Below are 19,480 nucleotides of genomic sequence, written 5' to 3'. Positions count from 1 at the left end.
TGAAGAACATTTGACGGCTTCTATGAGTCGCTACAAACATTCGAAGCCAAGTCACTTGCTACAAAAATGATCCGTGTATATGAGAGTGTTATTGCACTGGAAGTAGAAAGTAAGCCGCATATTGGTTTACTAAGTAAAATCTATATAGAAGACACTTGGTCCTTGCGTAAAATAGGTGATGCGATGGTGACATGTGATTGGTTTAAAGAAAAGCATAAATGAATAAAGAAATCCCAAAAGTCAGCAATTAGACTTTTGGGATTTTAATAAGTTTGTCGCTATTATCGGATAAGCTGACGGTTAGATCATTCAATTTCTAAATGTTTCTTTAACTGGAGAGTCACATTATTCAATTCTTGCTCATCCATCACATAGTACCAAATACCATCTATCCGTGTGCCTTCACCCTTTTCAAAAGATAAAGTTTCGATTTGATTTAACGCATTTTTGTATCCTTTTTGTATATCGATCATTTGTTCAAAGGTCATATTGGTCCGAATATTCTCTTGAATGGATGCTAAGAACTCTTTGTATTTCCATAAGTTATTAACAGTTGCTCCTTCTTTTAAAATGGCTTGAAGTACTTGTTTTTGTCTAGCTTGTCTTCCAAAATCACCTTGAGGATCATCCTTTCGCATGCGTACATAGGTAAGTGCCTGCTCACCGTCTAAATGAATGATTCCTTCATTGAATGTATATCCACCTTCTTGAAAAGCAATTGGGTTATCTACATTAACTCCCCCAATGATATCAACAATTTCTAGAAAGCTCTCCATGTTTACTTGTAATATATAGTCAACTGGGATATTTAAAAGGTTCTCAATTGTATCCAATGACATTTCAATTCCACCGAAAGCATATGCATGGTTAATTTTGTCTAGTTTATCTTTGCCGATAATTTCGGTATATGTATCCCGTGGAATGCTGATCATCTTCGTTGAATTCGTCGTTGGGTTAACTGTTAAAACGATCATAGTATCCGAACGTCCTTTGTCTCCCTCTCTTTCATCGACCCCCAGGAGGAGCAAGGAAAATGGTTCCTTCTTAACTAGCTCGACTTCTGTAGTTCTTAACTCGGAAACCTTTCGTATTTCTGGTTCGTGGATGGTTTGTATTGTTGTGGTAACATCATTATAAATACTGCTTGCATAGACGACTACCCCTATTAAAAAGCATATAATAAGTGAAATCCAGATAACTTTCTTCTTAAACATAGAATCCCCGTTTCTTTTAGGTGTAAATGTATTGTTATAAGTATGTAATAGAGTCTTAAATTATTATAAAATCATACTCTTAGTATGGATATTCATAAAATTTATTAAACATATGCTTATAATACCTTTGCTCTCTTTACTTCCTATTAAGATTTGATAAAAATGGACGAGATAAATAGAAAGATAAACGGGGGAAGTTATGAAGAGAATCGGAAAATTTATGCTAAGCATTGGAATAGTATTTATGCTTTTATCTACAGGTGTAGATGTGACAGCTACAAAGGGAGGGATTGAGAAAGTAGATACTCCTTTTGCGCGAACGGTTGCGATGAGTGGAGCAGCGGCAAATGTAAATGGTGTTCCGTATCAATATGTAATTCTTCAAGGTGAGCCAGCAGTACTTGCAGTGTATAAGCTACCTTCAAAGGAATTAATAGATCAGGTTAGATTACCCAAATCAACTGCTGCTTGGGCAATTACGACAGACAAGAGTGGACAAGCATGGATTGGTGGGACACCAACCGCAGCTTTATATAGTTATAATCCAGCGAACAAGAAATTAATAAACCATGGAACACCAGATAGTAGTCATACATCTATCTTAGATCTAGAAGTAGTAGGGGATGCGATTTATGGAAGCACAGCTCCTAATGGAAAAGTATTTAAATTTCAAAATGGAAAGTTTGCAACAATAGGAGCAGCAACAGGGATTCAAAAAAATGCACGAAGTCTAGCTTTCCAAACAGGAAGTAATCGGTTATTCGTTGGATCTGGTTCTAAAGCTTCCTTAATTGTTTGGGATTTAAAAACGAATAAAAAGACCGAAATTTTACCAGCTAAATATAGAACTGAAAGTGATGTCTATGACTTAGATTTTGCAGAAGGGCTTATTTTTGCCAAGCTTAGTCCAAGTAAAAAAGTATTAGTTTTTGATGCAAAAACAAACAAATTTATGAAAGAATTAGCAGTCGGCTCACGAGGAGTTTCTTCTCCTTTAGATGGAAATGTTTATTATTCGTATATGACTAATTCATCCACCAGCTTATATCAATTTAATACGAAATCAAGTATTACAAAAGATATGAAGATTAATTTAGCCGGGACTGAAGCTGTCTCAATGGATTTTGTAAAATTACCATCAGGAGACACAATGCTAACTGGACTATTAGGAAATACAGGAACTCACCTTTTATATAATCAAACTAAAAATAAGGTTGAAATTTCAAAATTGAATCTACCAAAACAAAGTGTACCAATTCATACGATTAGCTCAGATGGTAAGGGGAGTATATTCACAAGCGGCTATGTTTCTGGCCAGGTCTCTATCTTAAATCCCATTACGAAAAATAAAACACAAATTACTAGTATTGGACAAGTAGAGGGTATGACCCCTTACAACGGGGGAATGTATTTGGGTGTTTACCCTGCAGGGGACGTCATGTATTATCATCCTGAAACGAATCCGCATGGAAAAACGGTTTTTTCTGTTTCACAGAATGGGCAGAATAGACCGATTTCATTAGCGATAGCACCTAATGAAAAAGTCCTTGCGGTAGGGTCGCATCCAAAACAAGGAACAGTATCCGGAAGCTTAAGCTATTATAATTTGAATACTAAAAAGGTAGTTAATCGAAAAGCACCTTTTCCAAATCAAAGTATTGTAGCATTAACTTATTCAAATGGTTATTTTTATGGGGGAACTTCTACATTTGCGAATAGTAAATCAGGTGGAATCGGAATTGCTAAATTTTTTAGAATTCCAGCAAACAATATTAATGCGAAGCCAGAGGAGTTACCTTCCCCAATCGCAAAGCCTAGACTTATTTCTGCAATGATCACTGGCCCCTCTTCAACTATTTGGGGAGTAGCAGATGGAACGGTATTTATATATAATTCAAAGACGATGAAATCCAAGACTATACCTGTAGTAAGTCGTACAAGTGGACAAATTAGAAATGGATCTTTAGTGGATGGAAAAGACGGGTTCATCTATGGAACTATTGAGAATAAATTATTTCGTATTCATTCCACATCCTTTAAGCTAGAGTTGTTGGGTACTCAACAATCTAACGGGGTAGCACTAGGGGCTGACGGTAACATCTATTTTACAACCGCAGGAGATATTTTGAGATATAACAAATAAAAAAGGTCAGTACCGAAAATTGGTACTGACCTTTACTTTATTCTTCTACTTTTGTTGCATTCAGTTGTAAATAATACCGAATAACATCTCGGAAGAAGGAATGAAGCATTTCATTAAACATCTGAAGAGCATCAAAAGAATACAGTCGGTATGGATCCTCTTGACCATATCCTCGTATACTTATACCTTCTCTTAAATGATGGAGATTGTCTAAATGGGTAATCCATAATCTATCTAAAATCTCCATATATATAGGTTGGATGTTCTTCCAAATTTCATCTTCAGTACTAGTAGAGCTTGAAATTTCCAATGCATTATTATAAACCTCAACTAATACTGTTTTAAGTTGTTCTTTGTTTTCCTTATCTAAAGAAGCGTATCTATTTTCTTCATTAGAGGTTAGCATGGAAATAATTTTAATCTCGTCTAAAATTTCATTGAAAATGGAAGAATGCGTAGCATCGTCTATATTCAAATCAAGAAGGTCTTCCACTAGCTTACTTTGTCGCTCATGCATTGCATCAATAATTAACGATTGCATATTTTCTACTTTTAATGCTTTTTCACGGTAGTTATACATTACCTTTTGTTGATCGTTATTAATATCATCCAATTTTAATAGATGAGATCTACTAGAGAAATGAATACCTTCAATAACCTTTTGTACATTATATACAAACTTCGTGGGATTAGGCGAAAGAATTAAGCCGGTGCTATCCGTTTTCACTTTACCTTTATACTTAGCAAACTCTTCTTCATCGTAGTAATGGAAAAGCTCATCTTCAAGTGAAACAATAAATTGAGTGCTACCCGGATCACCTTGACGACCTCCACGGCCACGAAGCTGCATGTCGATACGAGCACTACTGTGGAGCTCGGTGCCGATAATATGTAGACCACCTAGCTCTGCTACACCCTCACCCAACATAATGTCTGTTCCACGACCAGCCATATTCGTTGCTAACATAATTTTATTCATTTGTCCTGCACTTGCGATTAGTTCTGCTTCGTCTTCTACAGTTTTTGCATTTAAGATAGAATGTTCAATGCCCAATTCATATAAGTGAGCAGAATATTTTTCTGATTGTTCTATAGAAGTAGTACCTATTAATACCGGGCGTCCTGTCTCATGGTATATTTGTGTTTCTTCTACAATTTTTTTCATTTTATCTTTAGCAGTTAAGTATACAAGTGTGTCCATGTCTACACGTTTATTTGGTTTATTCGTAGGAATTTCAGTTACTCTTAAATTATACGTTTCCCAAAATTCATCACGTGAAGGAACAGCACTTCCTGTCATACCAGATACATGTTTATATAATCTAAAGTAGTGCTGAATCATAACAGAAGCTTGCGTATTATTCTCTTCTTTCACCGTAACCTTTTCTTTTGCTTCTAATGCTTGGTGTAACCCATCACTAAATGTACGGCCTTCCATAATACGACCTGTGTATGGATCGACAATCATGATCTTATCATCTTTGACAATATAATCTACATCCTTACGCATAACAACTTTAGCTCGAAGGGTCTGCATTGCAATATGCATAAATTCACGGTGCTCGCTATCGTATACATTATCAATGCCGAAAGCTGCTTCTAAACGGTCTGCGCCATTATCGAGCAACACGATTTGTTTTGTTTCAGGATAATACTTATAGTCTTCATCATCTTGAAAAGAGTCGATGACAAGATGCATAATTGGAAATAAGTTTAAACTTGCATTCGATTTCCCTGCAATAATTAAAGGAGTTCGCGCTTCATCTATTAATATACTATCTACTTCATCGATCAAAGCATAAAACAATGGTCTTTGAACTAATTGGTCATCGCCTTTAACCATATGGTCCCTTAAATAATCAAAACCAAATTCTGTTCCAGTCCCATAAGTAATGTCGCAATTGTAAGCAGCTTGCTTTTCATCTGTTTCCATACCTGAAACATTAAGTCCAACTGTCAAACCTAAAAACTCAAACAAAGGCTTCATTTGTTCGTAATCTCGACTTGCCAAGTATTCGTTTGCTGTAATAATGTGAGTTCCTTTTCCAAATAGAGCCATAACATAGGCAGGGAGGGTAGCAACTAAGGTTTTTCCTTCTCCTGTCTGCATTTGTGCTATTTGAGATTGAGTTAAAACTGCCCCTCCCATTAGCTGAGAGTCATAATGCCGCTTATCTAGTACACGTTTGGAAGCTTCTCGAACAACCGCAAATGCTTCCACAATTAATTCTTCTGGTGAAACACCACTATTTAATTGTTCCCTAAACAGGTCAGAATAAGCTTTCAGTTCCGCGTCTGTTTTATTTGTAAAAGAATCTTCTAAAGTATTTATTTTAGAAACTATTTTTTTAAGCTGTTTAAGTTCAATGACTTCGCCTGAAATCATTTTTTTAATAGAATGTAACATTTTCATTCTCCCTACTTTTATATTCCAAAATCTATTATATCACGAAAAAATAAAGCTAGCATTTTCTAGTTGAATTGCTATTATTTCAATTATATTACAAGAATAAGTTTAAAAAGTTACCAAATGATGTTAATATTATTATATAAAATAGGGGGGAATTCCAATTTGAAGAATTTTTATTTACCAATTATTGCCGCTATGATAGCAACGCCAACGGGAAATATTGCAAGTGCAGAAGAGATTAAGACTGAGGAACAAATAAATACAGAAGAATCCGTAGAAGTAGATAATTCAGAAGAATGGTTAGAAGATGTCGTAGAGATAGAGCCAGTGGAAGAAGTAGTGGTAGAGGAAGGGTATGAAAACTTAGGTCCTTTAATTTTTAAATCTTCCGCAATTTCATCTAAAATTGCAGCAAATAATGAGGGAGACTACTTTATTTATTACATCATGCACGGATCTCCAGCAGCGTTAGTAGTTGTAAACTATGAAACGAAAGAAATAGTACATACATTTACATTAGAAGATTCAAAAAGCGCCTGGGGATTAGACGTTGATGAGAACGGAAAGCTTTGGATTGGTGGATCTGTTGCGAGTGTTCTTTATAGTTATGATCCTAACACGGAGGAATTTGAAAAGCATGGAAGTATTTTTTCGAATAAAAGTGATACTTCGATTCAAGATCTAATCGTTTCTGGAAATAAAGTTTATGCAGGATCTGCTTATGGTGGATCACTCGTTGCTTATGATACACAAACAAAAGAGATAGAAGAGTTTGGGCAAATTCGTAAAAGAAAAGAATTTGTTAAAGCGATTGTAGCAGATGAAGAAACAGACGAGATATTTGTTTCGATCGGCTCACCAATGGATTTATTAGTAAAAAAGCCTAAAACAAAAAATTTCACTTCCTTTTTACCAGCAAAATATATGTCTGAAAAATACGCACAAGATTTAATCTTAACTGATGATTATGTAGTCGCAAGATTATATCCATCTAATGTTGCAGTTGTATTTGATAGAAAGACTCTAAAGATAGTAGATGAGTTTGAATTAAAATCAAAAACTGTTTCCACATTATCTCCAGATGGAAAATCACTATATTATACAAAAGCAGAACAATTAATAAAATACGATTTTGAAACAAAAGAACATACAGAACTTGGATTATATTTACCAAAAGGTACAGAAGCCATCAACTTAGATTTCATCTTAAAAGAATCGGAAGAGGTAATAGATGAAACTAAAGAAGATAAAACTCAAAAAGAAGTTATAGATGAGAAAGATTCTAATGTTCTTCTTCCTAATAAGACGTTACTGAAAAGCACTCCCTCAGTAATCGATTCTACTTTAGAGAAACTTGTCGATGAAGAACCAATAACTGAAGAACCAGTGGAAGAAGTACCGATAGAAGAGGAACCAAAGGAATGGATTTTATCTGGAATGGTTGATAATTTAGGTCAGCTATTTGAATACAATCCACAGACGTCTGAAATGAAACATTTTCAATTTGAATTACCTGAACAGCCGGTAGAATTATATACATTGGCTTCAAGCTCAGATGGGACAAAAATATTTGCTAATGGTTATATGTCAGGTGGACTCGGAGTATATGATGTAGCAACTGGGAACAAAGAATTGTACCGAAATATTAGTCAAATTGAATCGATGTTTGATATTAATAATAAGCTTTATATCGGTGCATATCCACTTGCTAGATTGCTAGTTTATGATCGTTCAAAACCATGGGATACAGCAAACCCAAAAGAAGTTATTCGTATGAACCAATACGGTCAAGAAAGAACAACTGCTGTAGCTCCTTATAAAGATGGAAAAGAAATTATATTTGGAACATTGCCAGATGCAAGTGTTGGTGGTGGTGCTTTAGCATTTTACGATACAGATACAGAGAAAATGGAAATATATGAAAACTATATATATAACCAGAGTATTGTTTCGCTCGTAAGTAGAGGAACAGAAGTGTTCGGTGGGACATCTATCCATGCGAATCAACAAGTAAATCCAAGGGGAGCAAGATTATTTTATTTTAATAGAAGTAATCCAGAAGACAAAAAGTATATTCACCTACCATTCGATTCTAGTATGATAACAAGTCTTATAGTAGATAAAGAGAATAAAGTGTGGGGAATGGCAGACGGTAAACTTTTCGTTTATACGGATGAATGGACAGATATAAAATATGTTGAATTATTACCTTTAATTTCTGGACGGTTCCGGAACGCACAAATTGTTGAGGGTGACGATGGCTATATTTACGGAAGTGTAGAAGGAAAACTCTTTAGAGTTACAAAAGATTTACAAGTCGAATGGTTGAAGGACAAAGGGGTTTATGGACTTGAGAAGGACATGAACGGAAACCTTTATTATTACGATGGCAGTAATCTATGGAAATACACAATTGAAAAAAATCGAGAGAAAAAACAACAAGAGTAAGGAGAATTCCAATTAAATGAAACAAAAAATGCTATACTTTTTTATTGTTTTTGCTATCGTCACGGGTGCAATTTTCCAACCAAGCCAAGCAGAAGCACAAACTACCAAAGTTTATTGGGACGGTATTTTAATGGTTCCTGGTCAAGTCGGTAAAATTAAAGTAGTAAAACCGATCAATCTTTGGAAACGTACTTCAAATGGTTTAGTGTTTGAAAGAGTTTTAAAAGTAGGCGAGCAGTATCGAGTGTACCGTTATGATAACTTATATGGCGGTCAATACGGACTTGGCGGTAATATGTACATTACGAAAATGGCAGGCTATGTGGAGTACAAAACGCCTTCTAAAGCAAAATTAAAAGAGTTGGCAAATGCACAAGGAAATACAGTGCCAGGTAATTCATCAAATTTATTCCCAACTGAAGCTACACCAACCCTTACAGGTGGTAAAGTCTTGAGTCAATCTGTAACTCAACTTGCACCAGGAATACGTAAAAAGTACTTTGATATAGATGGTGCGATTGGTGCACAAAACGTATTTATGATTGAATATGATGGCAAAACATCTAATATCGGATTTAAAACAGAACTTGCTAAAGACCAATTAATTGGTCTTGAAACAACTTCTTCCCAAGCGAATAGTGTGGAACAAAATGATTCTTACCATGTTGTAGCGGGAGTGAACGCCGATTATTTTGATAAGCAAGGTCAGCCTATTGATTTGATGATGATGGATGGTTCCATTGTTTCCACTCCACAAACAAACATAAATGAATTAGCAGCTTTAGGTATTAAAGGAGACAATAAAGCGATTATTGGTGCTCCCAAAGTATCGATGAGTGTTTCTGTGAACGGTCAATCTTATGCTATTAACTCTGTTAATAGAAAAAGATTAGCGAATCATTTAGTAGTTTATACAAGAGACTTTGCAGCAACAACCAATACGAATGAGCTTGGTACAGAAGTTAGAGTGAAAGTAGAATCAGGTAAATTAAATGGACAGGAAGTTTTAACTGGAACAGTAATTGAGAATGTTTCTGGAGTAGGAAATGCTCCTTTAAATAAAGGAGAAATCATTTTATCTGGACATAATTTTGCAAGTCAATTCTTACAAAATGTGGAAGTTGGGGATAAAATTGAGATTCAAACAACATTTACTCCGGCTGAATGGAACGAAGTAAGAGAAGCTGTGAGTGGACGTTATCATTTAGTGAAAAACGGTACGATCCAAACGATTAAAGTTGCAGGAGTAGCACCGCGAACAGCTGTTGGTGTCAGGAACGACGGAAGTATATTTACAACCGTTATAGATGGAAGAACAACTGAAAGTAAGGGTTTAACGTTACAAAACACGGCTAAATTGATGAAAGATTTAGGTGCAAATTATGCCATGACCTTTGATGGCGGTGGTTCTTCTACTCAAGTTACAAGAAATCTTGGTGATAGCAAAGTAACTGTAGATAATAAACCATCCGATGGAAATGAGCGAGCGGTATCAAACAGTTTATTATTTATTAGTAAATATAAAACAGGTCCTTTATATACAATCACACCAGCATCCAATGTAATGGAGGTATTCCAAGGAGCTGCATACACAGAGTTATCTGTTCCTGTAAAAGGAATCGATCAATACATGAATCCGGTGGCTGTATCTGGGAATGGAAAAGTTACTTCATCCATTTTAAAATCAAGTGGTGGGAAACAAGTAGTGTCAGCGGCTCCAGGAACTTATTCAGGGGTAGTAACTTATGATGGAAAAACAACGAACATCAAAATCAAAGTAACAAATACTCTAGATAGTATTGTTCCATCTAATAGTTTCTTAGAAGTAGCAAAAGGACAAACGGTACAAGTTTCTGTAAAAGGAATGAAAAATGGACAAGCAGTCTTAACAGAAGCATCTGCATTTAACTGGACTTCGACTGTCGGAACGGTACAAGCTAATGGAAAGTTTACTGCTCAAAATAAAGATGGTGTTGGTACAATTACAGTGAAGTATGGAACAAAATCTATTACCATTCCTGTAATTGTAGGTAATGTTGCTCCAACTATATTAGAATCTTTTAATAAAGGTATTTTTAATTATGAAGCAACAGGAGACCGTGTGAAATCTGTTTCTGTTCAGGAAGCTAAGAATGATAGAGACGGTACGAAAGCTATTAAACTAGTTTATGATTTTACGAATACTTCAGGAACTTCCGGAGCATACGTTAACGCAAAAACTAAATTAACAATCAGTACTCCTGCTAAAAAAATCGGTATGTGGGTTAAAGGTGATGGAAAAGGTAACTGGTTGAGAGCACAACTTGAAGATGCAACTGGAAAAGTAGTACATCTTGACTTTGATAAAAATGTAAATTGGACTGACTGGAGATTTGTAGAAGCAAACCTACCGACAGGTTTGTCTTATCCACTAAAAATGGATCTTCCAATTCGTTACATGCAAACAGAAAATGCGAATAAATCAAATGGTGAAATAATTATTGATGATATTCAATCCATTTATAAAGACTGACTTTGTAACCAATAACCTATCATATGGTTATAAGTAAAAAGTAGTAGCTGTTGCCAAGAAATTGGATTTGTGCTAACGTAATTAGTATGGATTTTTGCTAACTGTGGAGGGAAATACATGGCTTCGGAAGAAAAAAATAAGGTGGGTAAAAATTCACCTAGTTCATCGGCAGAAGAACATGCACCAAAAGTAATTGGTTATTACAAACGCCAAGCATGGGCTCTAAAAGTGTTTGAAAAAATTGATCAAGACAATGTAGTTCAAGATGGTAAAAATGTAATTCTTGCATCTTCTATTATTCAGTCCAAAAATGATTTGTATTTTCCTGCTTTCATACGAATCAACATTAAAGAAAAGGGACAAGTTGCAGGTGCTTATTTAATTGTAGAAGATGATGATAGTTTTCAATTATACCCTCTTGAAAACGCAATGGAAGAATTAGAAATGGATGAATTGCTACCATTCAAGTATCGTACCCTTGAGCAAATTGATGGAGACGAGTTTCAAGTAAATTGGCCAGATTTCTCATGAGAACAGCAAATATGCTAGTTACTGAGGAGTAAAGTAAGTAAGCAAAAAGATTCACCTTTATATGGAGTGTATAGAAAAGACTGATTATCGCTTATAATGAAGCGAAAAGTCAGTCTTTTCTTTATTTATATTAAACTTGGTTACAACTCTATTTTTATAGTATAATCATTAATTGAGGAAACTTTCATGTTGCTGATTCGTCTATTGGTTGAGTAGAAATAAAAAGGAAACTTAAATAAAAAGACAAGGATGATATTTTTGGATATAAAATTACTTCTTGCTTTTATCGTATCCCTGGTAACTGCTATCGCTGTTACTCCACTCGTTATAAAACTGGCACATAAAATTGGGGCTGTAGATAAACCTAACAAACGGAAGGTTCATCAAAACGTGATGCCAAGATTAGGTGGACTCGCAATATTCATTGCAGTTACAGTTGGATATTTTGTGGCAGGATTATATGAAGCAAAAATCACTGGTATTATGGTTGGTGCATTGATTATCATTGTTTTGGGAATAATAGATGATAAATATGAAATTTCTGCGAAAATAAAATTATTAGGCCAGATTCTTGCTGCTTGTGCAGTAATGGGAAGTGGTCTAACAATTGAAGTGTTAAATATCCCATTTTTAGGTGTATTTGATCTTGGGATATTTTCATATCTCGTTACATTATTTTGGATTTTGGCAATTACAAATGCAATCAACTTAATAGATGGTTTAGATGGGTTATCAGCAGGTATCTCCTCTATTGTATTTGCTAGTATTGCATTTCTGGCATTTTCAGCAGATAAAATGTTAATATTAACTCTTTCCTTAATATTGTTAGGTAGTACACTTGGATTTCTTTTTCACAACTTTTACCCAGCGAAAATCTTTATGGGTGATACAGGATCTATGTTTTTAGGATATGCTATCGCCATTCTATCGTTATTAGGATTGTACAAAAGTGTGACATTGTTTAGCTTTGTTGTACCAGTTATGATTTTAGGAGTACCAATTTTTGATACATCGTTTGCCATAATACGCAGACTTGTAAATAGAAAGCCGATATCGGTTGCAGATAAATCACATTTGCATCATCGATTATTAGCGCTTGGATTAACACATCGAGATACGGTATTAGTAATATACGGATTTGGTTTGATATTTAGTATCGCTGCCATTACTTTTGAAACGTTAACATTAAGATGGGCAATTTTTATCCTTGTCTTTATCTTGATCGCGTTTGAAATTATTGCAGAAAAAATTGGTCTTGTTAACGAAGATTATCGACCAATTATTTCTGTGTTCCGGAAGGTTGTTGGGTATAAGCGCAACTAGCTTTTAGACTGATGAGAAGCGTTTTGTTATATTGTGGCAGCGCGCGGCCCACACGATGTGGGTCATGCAACCGTTGCGACAGGGATGTCGCGAACTTAGGTTGCCTCGAATGACAAGCGTTTTCAATCAGACAAAGAGAATTACCTATAAAAGGGATTTTGTGCTTTTCACATATATAATTAATTTAATGATAGGTTGGTGTAAACGAAATGAAAGTACCAATGTTAGATTTATCTGAGCAATATGCATCTTTAAAAAGTGAAGTATTGGAAGCATTAGATAGTGTTATGAGTAGTTCACAATTTATTCTAGGTGATAACGTGAAGAAACTGGAAGCGGATATCGCTAAGTATAGTAATGTTTCTCATGGTATAGGTTGTGGAAATGGTAGTGATGCAATACATATTGCTCTACAAGCTGCTGGAATTGGTGCTGGAGATGAAGTAATTACAACACCTTTTACATTTTTTGCAACAGGTGGAGCAATTGTAAGAGCTGGAGCAACTCCAGTTTATGCTGATATTGATCCAGTAACGTTTAATCTTGATCCTGCAGAAATTGAAAAACATATTACAGATAGAACAAAAGCGATTATTCCGGTACATCTATATGGTCAAATGGCAGATATGGTGCGCATTCGTGAAATCGCTGATAAACATAACCTAATTGTAGTTGAAGATGGAGCTCAAGCAATTGGAGCTAAACAAGGTGAATATTCAGTTGGTCAATTAGGAGATGCAGCTACTTATAGTTTCTTCCCGACTAAAAACCTTGGTGCATATGGTGATGGTGGAATGGTCGTTACAAATAACGATGATATCGCTGAAAAAAGTAGAGTAATTCGTGTGCATGGTAGTAAACCAAAATACTATCATAGCGTTCTTGGGTATAATAGCCGTTTAGACGAGATACAAGCAGCTGTATTAAATGTGAAGTTCCCTCATTTAGATAAATGGGGTGAACAACGCAGAGAGCATGCAGAATTCTACACAAACTTACTAAATGAAAAAGTGTCTGAACATGTTCAAACACCTGTAATAGCAGAAGGGTTCTATCACGTATTTCACCAATACACAATATTGACTGAACGCCGCGATGAATTACAAGCTTACTTAAAAGAAAACGGTGTTGCAACGATGATTTATTACCCTCTACCATTGCATGTTCAACCTGTTTTTGAAAGCTTAGGCTATAAAAAAGGGGATTTCCCTAAAGCAGAAAAAGCTGCAGATCAAGCACTTTCTTTACCGATGTTCCCAGAATTAAAAGAGGAACAACAACAATACGTTGTAGAGAAGATTGCTGAGTTTTTTGCGAAATAATAAAACGGCAATTTGGTAGAGGGGAACGTTAACACGTTTCCCTCTACCTGCCTATATTTAGATGTTTTTTGAAGGAGAAGTGAAATGACGGAAAATAAAAGCTATCGTTTATACGATTCATTAGAATTTTTTTGGAGAAAGAAAGTATGGTTTATCATTATCCCATTAATTGCAGCCATTTTAGGCTATTTTGGTTCAATGCTTATTCCTAAAGATGGCGATTATGTTGGTAAAAGTACAGTATTCACTGGTTCAGTGAAACTAGAGGCTTTAACAAATCCAGACCATATTATGGCTAAATATGGTCAACATTTCTCAGGGAAATCAGAAGTGTTTGTTCCAACTAGAAGTTATATTAAGACAGAAGTCTATGGTGATAACGAAGAAACAGTAACAAAAGAGCTTACCCAATTTAATGATCAATTGTTAGAAGCCTTAATGAAACAAGATGATAAAATTATTACAGGTACCGAAACGTATGCATCTGCACAGTCAGAACGTGTAAAAACTTTAAACGCAACAATTGAAGCATATAAAACTGCTTTGGCGGGCACTGATAATCTCACTGTTATAAATAATTACACAACTTTGTTAAGTGCTGCTGAGATGGATTTAACAAATGCAATGGCTACAGAGCAACGTGTAAGAAATGATATTATTGCATTCGAACATCCTGAGTTGGCAAAAACATCCGTTGTAAAAACTAAATCTTATGGTTTAGAAGGTGCGATTGCAGGATTAGTCTTAGGGTTATTATTGACAATCTTTATTTTATCTTTATGGAAATACATTTTAGAAGCAAGAGGGAGTAAAAGAGCATGATTCAATTTGCAATTGTAGGTATGGGTTTCATCGCAGATAAACATATAGCTGCTATTCGCAATACAGAAGGCGCAAACTTATTTGCCATTTGTGATACAAACCCAGATAGACTAATAATAGATGATGAAAACGTATTAAAATATACTGACTTAGATAAAATGCTTGCGGACAACCCTCAAATTGACGTAGTGAATATTTGTGTGCCATCTGGTCTTCACGCTAATTTGACTAAGATTGTTGCAAAGTATAAAAAACATATAATTACAGAAAAACCGATGGCTTTAAATTCAGCAGATGCGAAAGAGATGATGGACGTAGCAAACTCTGAGGGTGTAAAACTTGCAATTGTTCATCCAAATAGATACCGTCCGGCAATTATGGAAGTTCGTAAACTGATGGATGCTAATGGTTTTGGTAAGATAAGCCATGCAAATGCAACTGTTCGATGGAACAGAGGACAAGAATATTACGATCAAGCTCCGTGGAGAGGAACGAAAAAATTTGACGGTGGCGTTCTAATGAATCAAGCAATACATAATTTGGATTTGCTTTTATGGTTTATGGGCCCAGTGAAATCGGTTCAAGGTTTGGTCGCAACAAGATTCCGTGATATTGAAACAGAAGACGTTGCTACTGGAATTGTCGAATTTGAAAGTGGGGCACTTGGCGTAATAGAAGCTGCTACAACCATCTATCCTCAAAACCTTGAAGAATCCCTTTCTATTTTTGGAGAAACTGCTAGTGTGAAAGTTAGTGGGAAAAATGCTTTATATATTGAAACGTGGGATGTAGAAGGTTATAAAGATGAGGAAGTAGAATCTTTAAAATCACGTATACAAAACGATCCTTGGGGTAAAAAAGGACACGATTGTATTATTGAGGATATGGTAGCTGCAATAAATGAAAATCGTGAGCCAGCTGTTAGTGGTATAGACGGATATAATCCAGTTCGTTTGATCGAAGCTATTATTGAATCATCCGAAACAGGAAAACGTATTTCTTTCTCTTAATAGGAAAAGCGAAAGGCGCCTGCTTATCAGCGACAAGCTAATGTCAATTTTCGAGGAGGCAGTTCCTCAGCCACCGGAGAAAATTGGCATTTGACCTCGAGCTGATGGCGCCTGAAGTCTAGACAGTTACTAAATAGAATACTTTCTACTTTCTAATCGGTTAAAGAAGCGTTAGAATGTTGCAGATACCACATTAATAATGGTGCAAATAAAAAAACAAGTTTTCCATTCTTATTGATAATAAAGGAGAGACAATTATGTCTACATACTATGAAGAACTATTAGCGAAAATTGAGAACCACACAGCTACAATTGGTGTTGTGGGATTAGGTTACGTTGGATTACCACTTGCTGTTGAAAAAGCAAAAGCTGGTTACAATGTAATCGGTTTTGATGTACAAGAATCAAAAGTACAACAAGTTAATGAAGGTATTAACTATATCGGAGACGTAGTAGATCATGATTTAAAAGATATGGTAGAGTCAGGTCACTTAAAAGCATCTTCTGATTATGGTTCTATTAGCTCGGTAGATGCCGTAGCAATTTGTGTACCAACTCCATTAGATATTTACCAACAACCTGATACTTCTTACGTTGAAAGCTCAGTGAATGAAATTGCTAAATATGCTAAAAAAGGTACATTAGTAGTTCTAGAATCAACAACGTATCCTGGTACAACAGAAGAAATTATTAGAAAAGCATTAGAAGATAAAGGATTTACAGTTGGAGAAGATATTTTCATCGCTTATTCTCCAGAACGTATTGATCCAGGTAATAAAAGCTTTAATACAAAAAATACACCAAAAGTTGTTGGTGGTATAACGGAAAAATGTACAAATGTAGCAGCTGCACTTTATAGCAGTGTTTTAGATGGGGATGTTCATAAAGTATCCAGCCCAGCAATTGCTGAAATGGAAAAGATTTTTGAAAATACCTTCCGTCATATTAATATTGCCCTTGCAAACGAAATGGCTATTTTATGTGAAAAAATGGGAATTGACGTTTGGGAAGTTATTGATGCTGCAAAAACAAAACCATATGGCTTCATGGCGTTTTACCCAGGTCCTGGACTAGGTGGACACTGTATTCCAATCGATCCTTTCTATTTAACATGGAAAGCTAGAGAATATAACTACCACACTAGATTAATCGAATTAGCTGGTGAAATTAATAACTCTATGCCAGACTATGTTATCACTCGAGCAATGCAAATATTAAACGATGAAGGTAAAGCACTGCGTAACGCAAAAGTATTATTGCTTGGAGTTGCTTATAAAAAAGATATTGATGATATGCGCGAATCTCCATCATTAAAATTGGTTGAATTGTTATTACACCATGGTGCAGAGTTCAAAACGGTTGACCCGCATGTAGGGAAGTTCAGAGTAAATGGTCAAGTTTTAGAAACGACTGAATTAACGGATGAACTTCTAGATGAGGCAGATATCGTAGTCTTAGCAACGGATCATACTGCTTTTGATTATGAAAACATCGCGAAAAGATCAAAAGTAATTTTTGATACTCGTAATGCATTTAAAGGTATTGAAACTCCAAATCGTTATATCAAACTATAAGGAGCTGTGAACATGAACTTTATACATGAAACTGCTGAACTTGGCGAAAATACAACTGTTGGTTATTTCTCAGTCATTGAAGAAGGCGCGAAAATTGGTAACAATGTTCGAGTAGGTAATCGTGTAACGATTCATGCTGGCTCAATTATCGGTGATGGTACAACAATTGATGATGGAGCTGTAGTAGGAAAACAACCGAAACCTGCTAAAACTAGCACGATGCAAATTACAAAAGAAATTCCGCCTCTACAACTTGGAAAAGAATGTACTGTTGGAGCTAATACAATTATATATAGAGGTGCAGTGATTGGTGAAAGTACACTAATCGCTGACCTTGCAACTGTACGTGAAGATGTTGAAGTTGGCTCATTTGTTATAATCGGTCGTAATGTTACAGTAGAAAACTTCGTGAAAATTGGTGACCGTACTAAAATTCAATCGAATTCTTATATTACAGCGCATTCTACTTTAGAAGATCGAGTATTCATCGCACCATGTGTGACGACAACAAATGATAACTTTATGGGTAGAACAGAAGCACGTTTTGATAAAATTAAAGGTGCAACTGTAAAAAGAGGAGCTCGCGTAGGTGGAGCATCTATTATTCTTCCTGGAATTACAATTGCAGAAGAAACCTTTGTTGCAGCTGGAGCAATTGTTACAAAAGATACGGAAGAAAAAACTGTCATAAAAGGTTTCCCTGCAAAATTCTTGAAAAATGTACCTGAGGAGGAACTTCTCTAAGTGTTTTCTCAGCTAAAACGTTTAGGAGCGGATTCGCTCCTTTACGCATTTATGAATGTAGGAACGAAGCTCATCGCTTTTATATTGTTTCCTTTATATGCCCATTATTTAGATGATACATCGCAAATCGGGTTGCTTCAGCTTGTCGATACCAATGTATCAATGCTTACATTCTTAGTGATATTTGGTACCGATTCGGCTTTAGCATATTATTATTTTGAGTATAAAGATAAAGAAACACGCGAAAAATATGTTCGTTCCGTCATGACTTTCCGATTAACGATGGTTATCTTATTATTCGTCGTATTTTTAATTGGTGGAGATTGGCTTTCTTCATTATTATTAGACTCTGATGGATACTCTCAATTATTCTACATTGCACTTGGAACACTTTGCTTAGACACTATAGTAACACTAGTATTAACGATTTTAAGATATGAATTTCATACTAAGAGAGTGGTAGCTACAACTGTTGGAAAGATGCTTTTGATAGCCATCGTTTCTATTCTCTTCTTAATGTTCGTTTGGACTTCACTTGAAGGTATACTATTAGCAAGATTAATAAGTGTAGGAATTATTGTATTAGTTTTAATAAAACCAGTAAGAGTATACTTACGCCCTTTGTTTGATTGGAATATTTTAAAGAAAATCTTAGTTTATGCCGCTCCTTTGGTTCCTGCATCTTTAGCTTTTTGGATAATCGCAAATGCAAATAATTACTTTTTAACAGCATATGCAACTATATCTGATGTAGGGATTTACGGTACAGCTATCAAATTTGCTACATTCATTACTTTACTGACTAGTGGAATACAACTAGCTTGGAGACCATTTTCAATGTCGCTAAAAGATAAAGAAAGTAGTCCAAAATTATTTTCTACTTTATATGCCGCATTCTTATTGATAGGTAGTTTAGGAGTTTTACTATTAGCTACTGCTATGCCATGGATTATTATGGTTATGCCAGAGAAATTTAGAATTGCGTTTCAATATGTAGCACCAATCTCTATCGCTACATTTTTAAGTTTTTATTATATGATTGTCTCAACAGGGATATTTTACACGAAACAAACGAAACATATTTCTATCGCATTTGGAATCGCGGCAGTTGTATCGTTAATATTAAATTTTATATTCGTACCGATTTTTTCAATATGGGGTACTGTTATTTCGTATGTAGGATCATATTGTTTAGCATTATTTATAGTGTTCCGCAGAAGTCAAAAGCTTTATTATGTGCCATTCTCAGGATTTAAAATGGCTTGGACAATATTTTGGTTAATAGCGGCAACACTTAGCATTGTATATGTACAATTAGAAGATTTAAATAGCTGGTTAATTGTAGGAGTATGGATAGTATTTATTATCTTAATACTACTTGTTCGAATGGATAAATATTTTGTGAACAGAAAGTAATGGGGGAAAAG

The 19,480-nt window shown here is 35.2% G+C and carries 13 protein-coding genes; 11 read left to right on the top strand and 2 right to left on the bottom strand.

Annotated elements, in window-relative coordinates; all coding sequences use genetic code 11:
• Window positions 1-305 precede the first annotated feature (305 nt).
• A complete protein-coding gene (locus tag AM499_RS11510) occupies window positions 306-1,214 on the bottom strand; it encodes an LCP family glycopolymer transferase (protein WP_053590350.1) in 909 nt (302 codons plus the stop codon).
• Between the two features lie 199 nt (window positions 1,215-1,413).
• On the opposite strand from AM499_RS11510, the gene AM499_RS11505 reads away from it, so the two are divergent.
• Window positions 1,414-3,357: a WD40 repeat domain-containing protein gene (locus AM499_RS11505; RefSeq protein ID WP_053590349.1), complete on the top strand. Its 1,944-nt coding sequence runs from the start codon at window positions 1,414-1,416 to the stop codon at window positions 3,355-3,357.
• 37 nt (window positions 3,358-3,394) lie between these two features.
• On the opposite strand, the gene secA is transcribed toward AM499_RS11505, so the two are convergent.
• Window positions 3,395-5,764 carry a preprotein translocase subunit SecA gene (gene secA, locus AM499_RS11500; protein ID WP_053590348.1) on the bottom strand — a complete coding sequence of 790 codons (2,370 nt, stop codon included), beginning with the start codon at window positions 5,762-5,764 and terminating at the stop codon, window positions 3,395-3,397.
• A gap of 165 nt (window positions 5,765-5,929) precedes the next feature.
• Between secA and AM499_RS11495 the strand changes: the two genes are divergently transcribed.
• The 10 genes from AM499_RS11495 to AM499_RS11450 all read left to right on the top strand — a co-directional run bounded on the left by AM499_RS11495 (window position 5,930) and on the right by AM499_RS11450 (window position 19,469).
• Window positions 5,930-8,215, top strand: a complete 2,286-nt coding sequence (locus AM499_RS11495) for a hypothetical protein (RefSeq protein WP_053590347.1) — start codon at window positions 5,930-5,932, stop codon at window positions 8,213-8,215.
• A 16-nt stretch (window positions 8,216-8,231) separates the two neighbouring features.
• A complete protein-coding gene (locus tag AM499_RS11490) occupies window positions 8,232-10,727 on the top strand; it encodes a phosphodiester glycosidase family protein (protein ID WP_053590346.1) in 2,496 nt (831 codons plus the stop codon).
• 117 nt (window positions 10,728-10,844) lie between these two features.
• Complete coding sequence (locus AM499_RS11485; RefSeq protein ID WP_053590345.1) at window positions 10,845-11,258, top strand: hypothetical protein; 414 nt, start codon at window positions 10,845-10,847, stop codon at window positions 11,256-11,258.
• A 258-nt stretch (window positions 11,259-11,516) separates the two neighbouring features.
• Entirely contained in the window at window positions 11,517-12,581 is a 1,065-nt protein-coding gene (locus AM499_RS11480; protein WP_053590344.1) for a glycosyltransferase family 4 protein, read from the top strand.
• A 209-nt stretch (window positions 12,582-12,790) separates the two neighbouring features.
• Entirely contained in the window at window positions 12,791-13,903 is a 1,113-nt protein-coding gene (locus AM499_RS11475; RefSeq protein WP_053590343.1) for a DegT/DnrJ/EryC1/StrS family aminotransferase, read from the top strand.
• 84 nt (window positions 13,904-13,987) lie between these two features.
• Complete coding sequence (locus AM499_RS11470) at window positions 13,988-14,725, top strand: hypothetical protein (RefSeq protein WP_053590342.1); 738 nt, start codon at window positions 13,988-13,990, stop codon at window positions 14,723-14,725.
• On the top strand, window positions 14,722-15,735 hold the full coding sequence (locus AM499_RS11465; protein WP_053590341.1) for a Gfo/Idh/MocA family protein: 1,014 nt from the start codon (window positions 14,722-14,724) through the stop codon (window positions 15,733-15,735). The genes AM499_RS11470 and AM499_RS11465 overlap by 4 nt, the downstream gene beginning before the upstream one ends.
• Before the next feature lie 257 nt (window positions 15,736-15,992).
• Entirely contained in the window at window positions 15,993-17,309 is a 1,317-nt protein-coding gene (locus AM499_RS11460) for a nucleotide sugar dehydrogenase (protein ID WP_053590340.1), read from the top strand.
• Between the two features lie 12 nt (window positions 17,310-17,321).
• Window positions 17,322-18,053 carry an acyltransferase gene (locus tag AM499_RS11455; RefSeq protein WP_053590339.1) on the top strand — a complete coding sequence of 244 codons (732 nt, stop codon included), beginning with the start codon at window positions 17,322-17,324 and terminating at the stop codon, window positions 18,051-18,053.
• A complete protein-coding gene (locus AM499_RS11450) occupies window positions 18,054-19,469 on the top strand; it encodes a lipopolysaccharide biosynthesis protein (protein WP_053590338.1) in 1,416 nt (471 codons plus the stop codon).
• Window positions 19,470-19,480: the final 11 nt, after the last annotated feature.

Source organism: Bacillus sp. FJAT-22090, assembly GCF_001278755.1.
Lineage (GTDB): Bacteria > Bacillota > Bacilli > Bacillales_A > Planococcaceae > Psychrobacillus.
The sequence above is the reverse complement of the archived record's forward strand: the minus strand, read 5'-3'. Positions and strand labels throughout refer to the sequence as shown.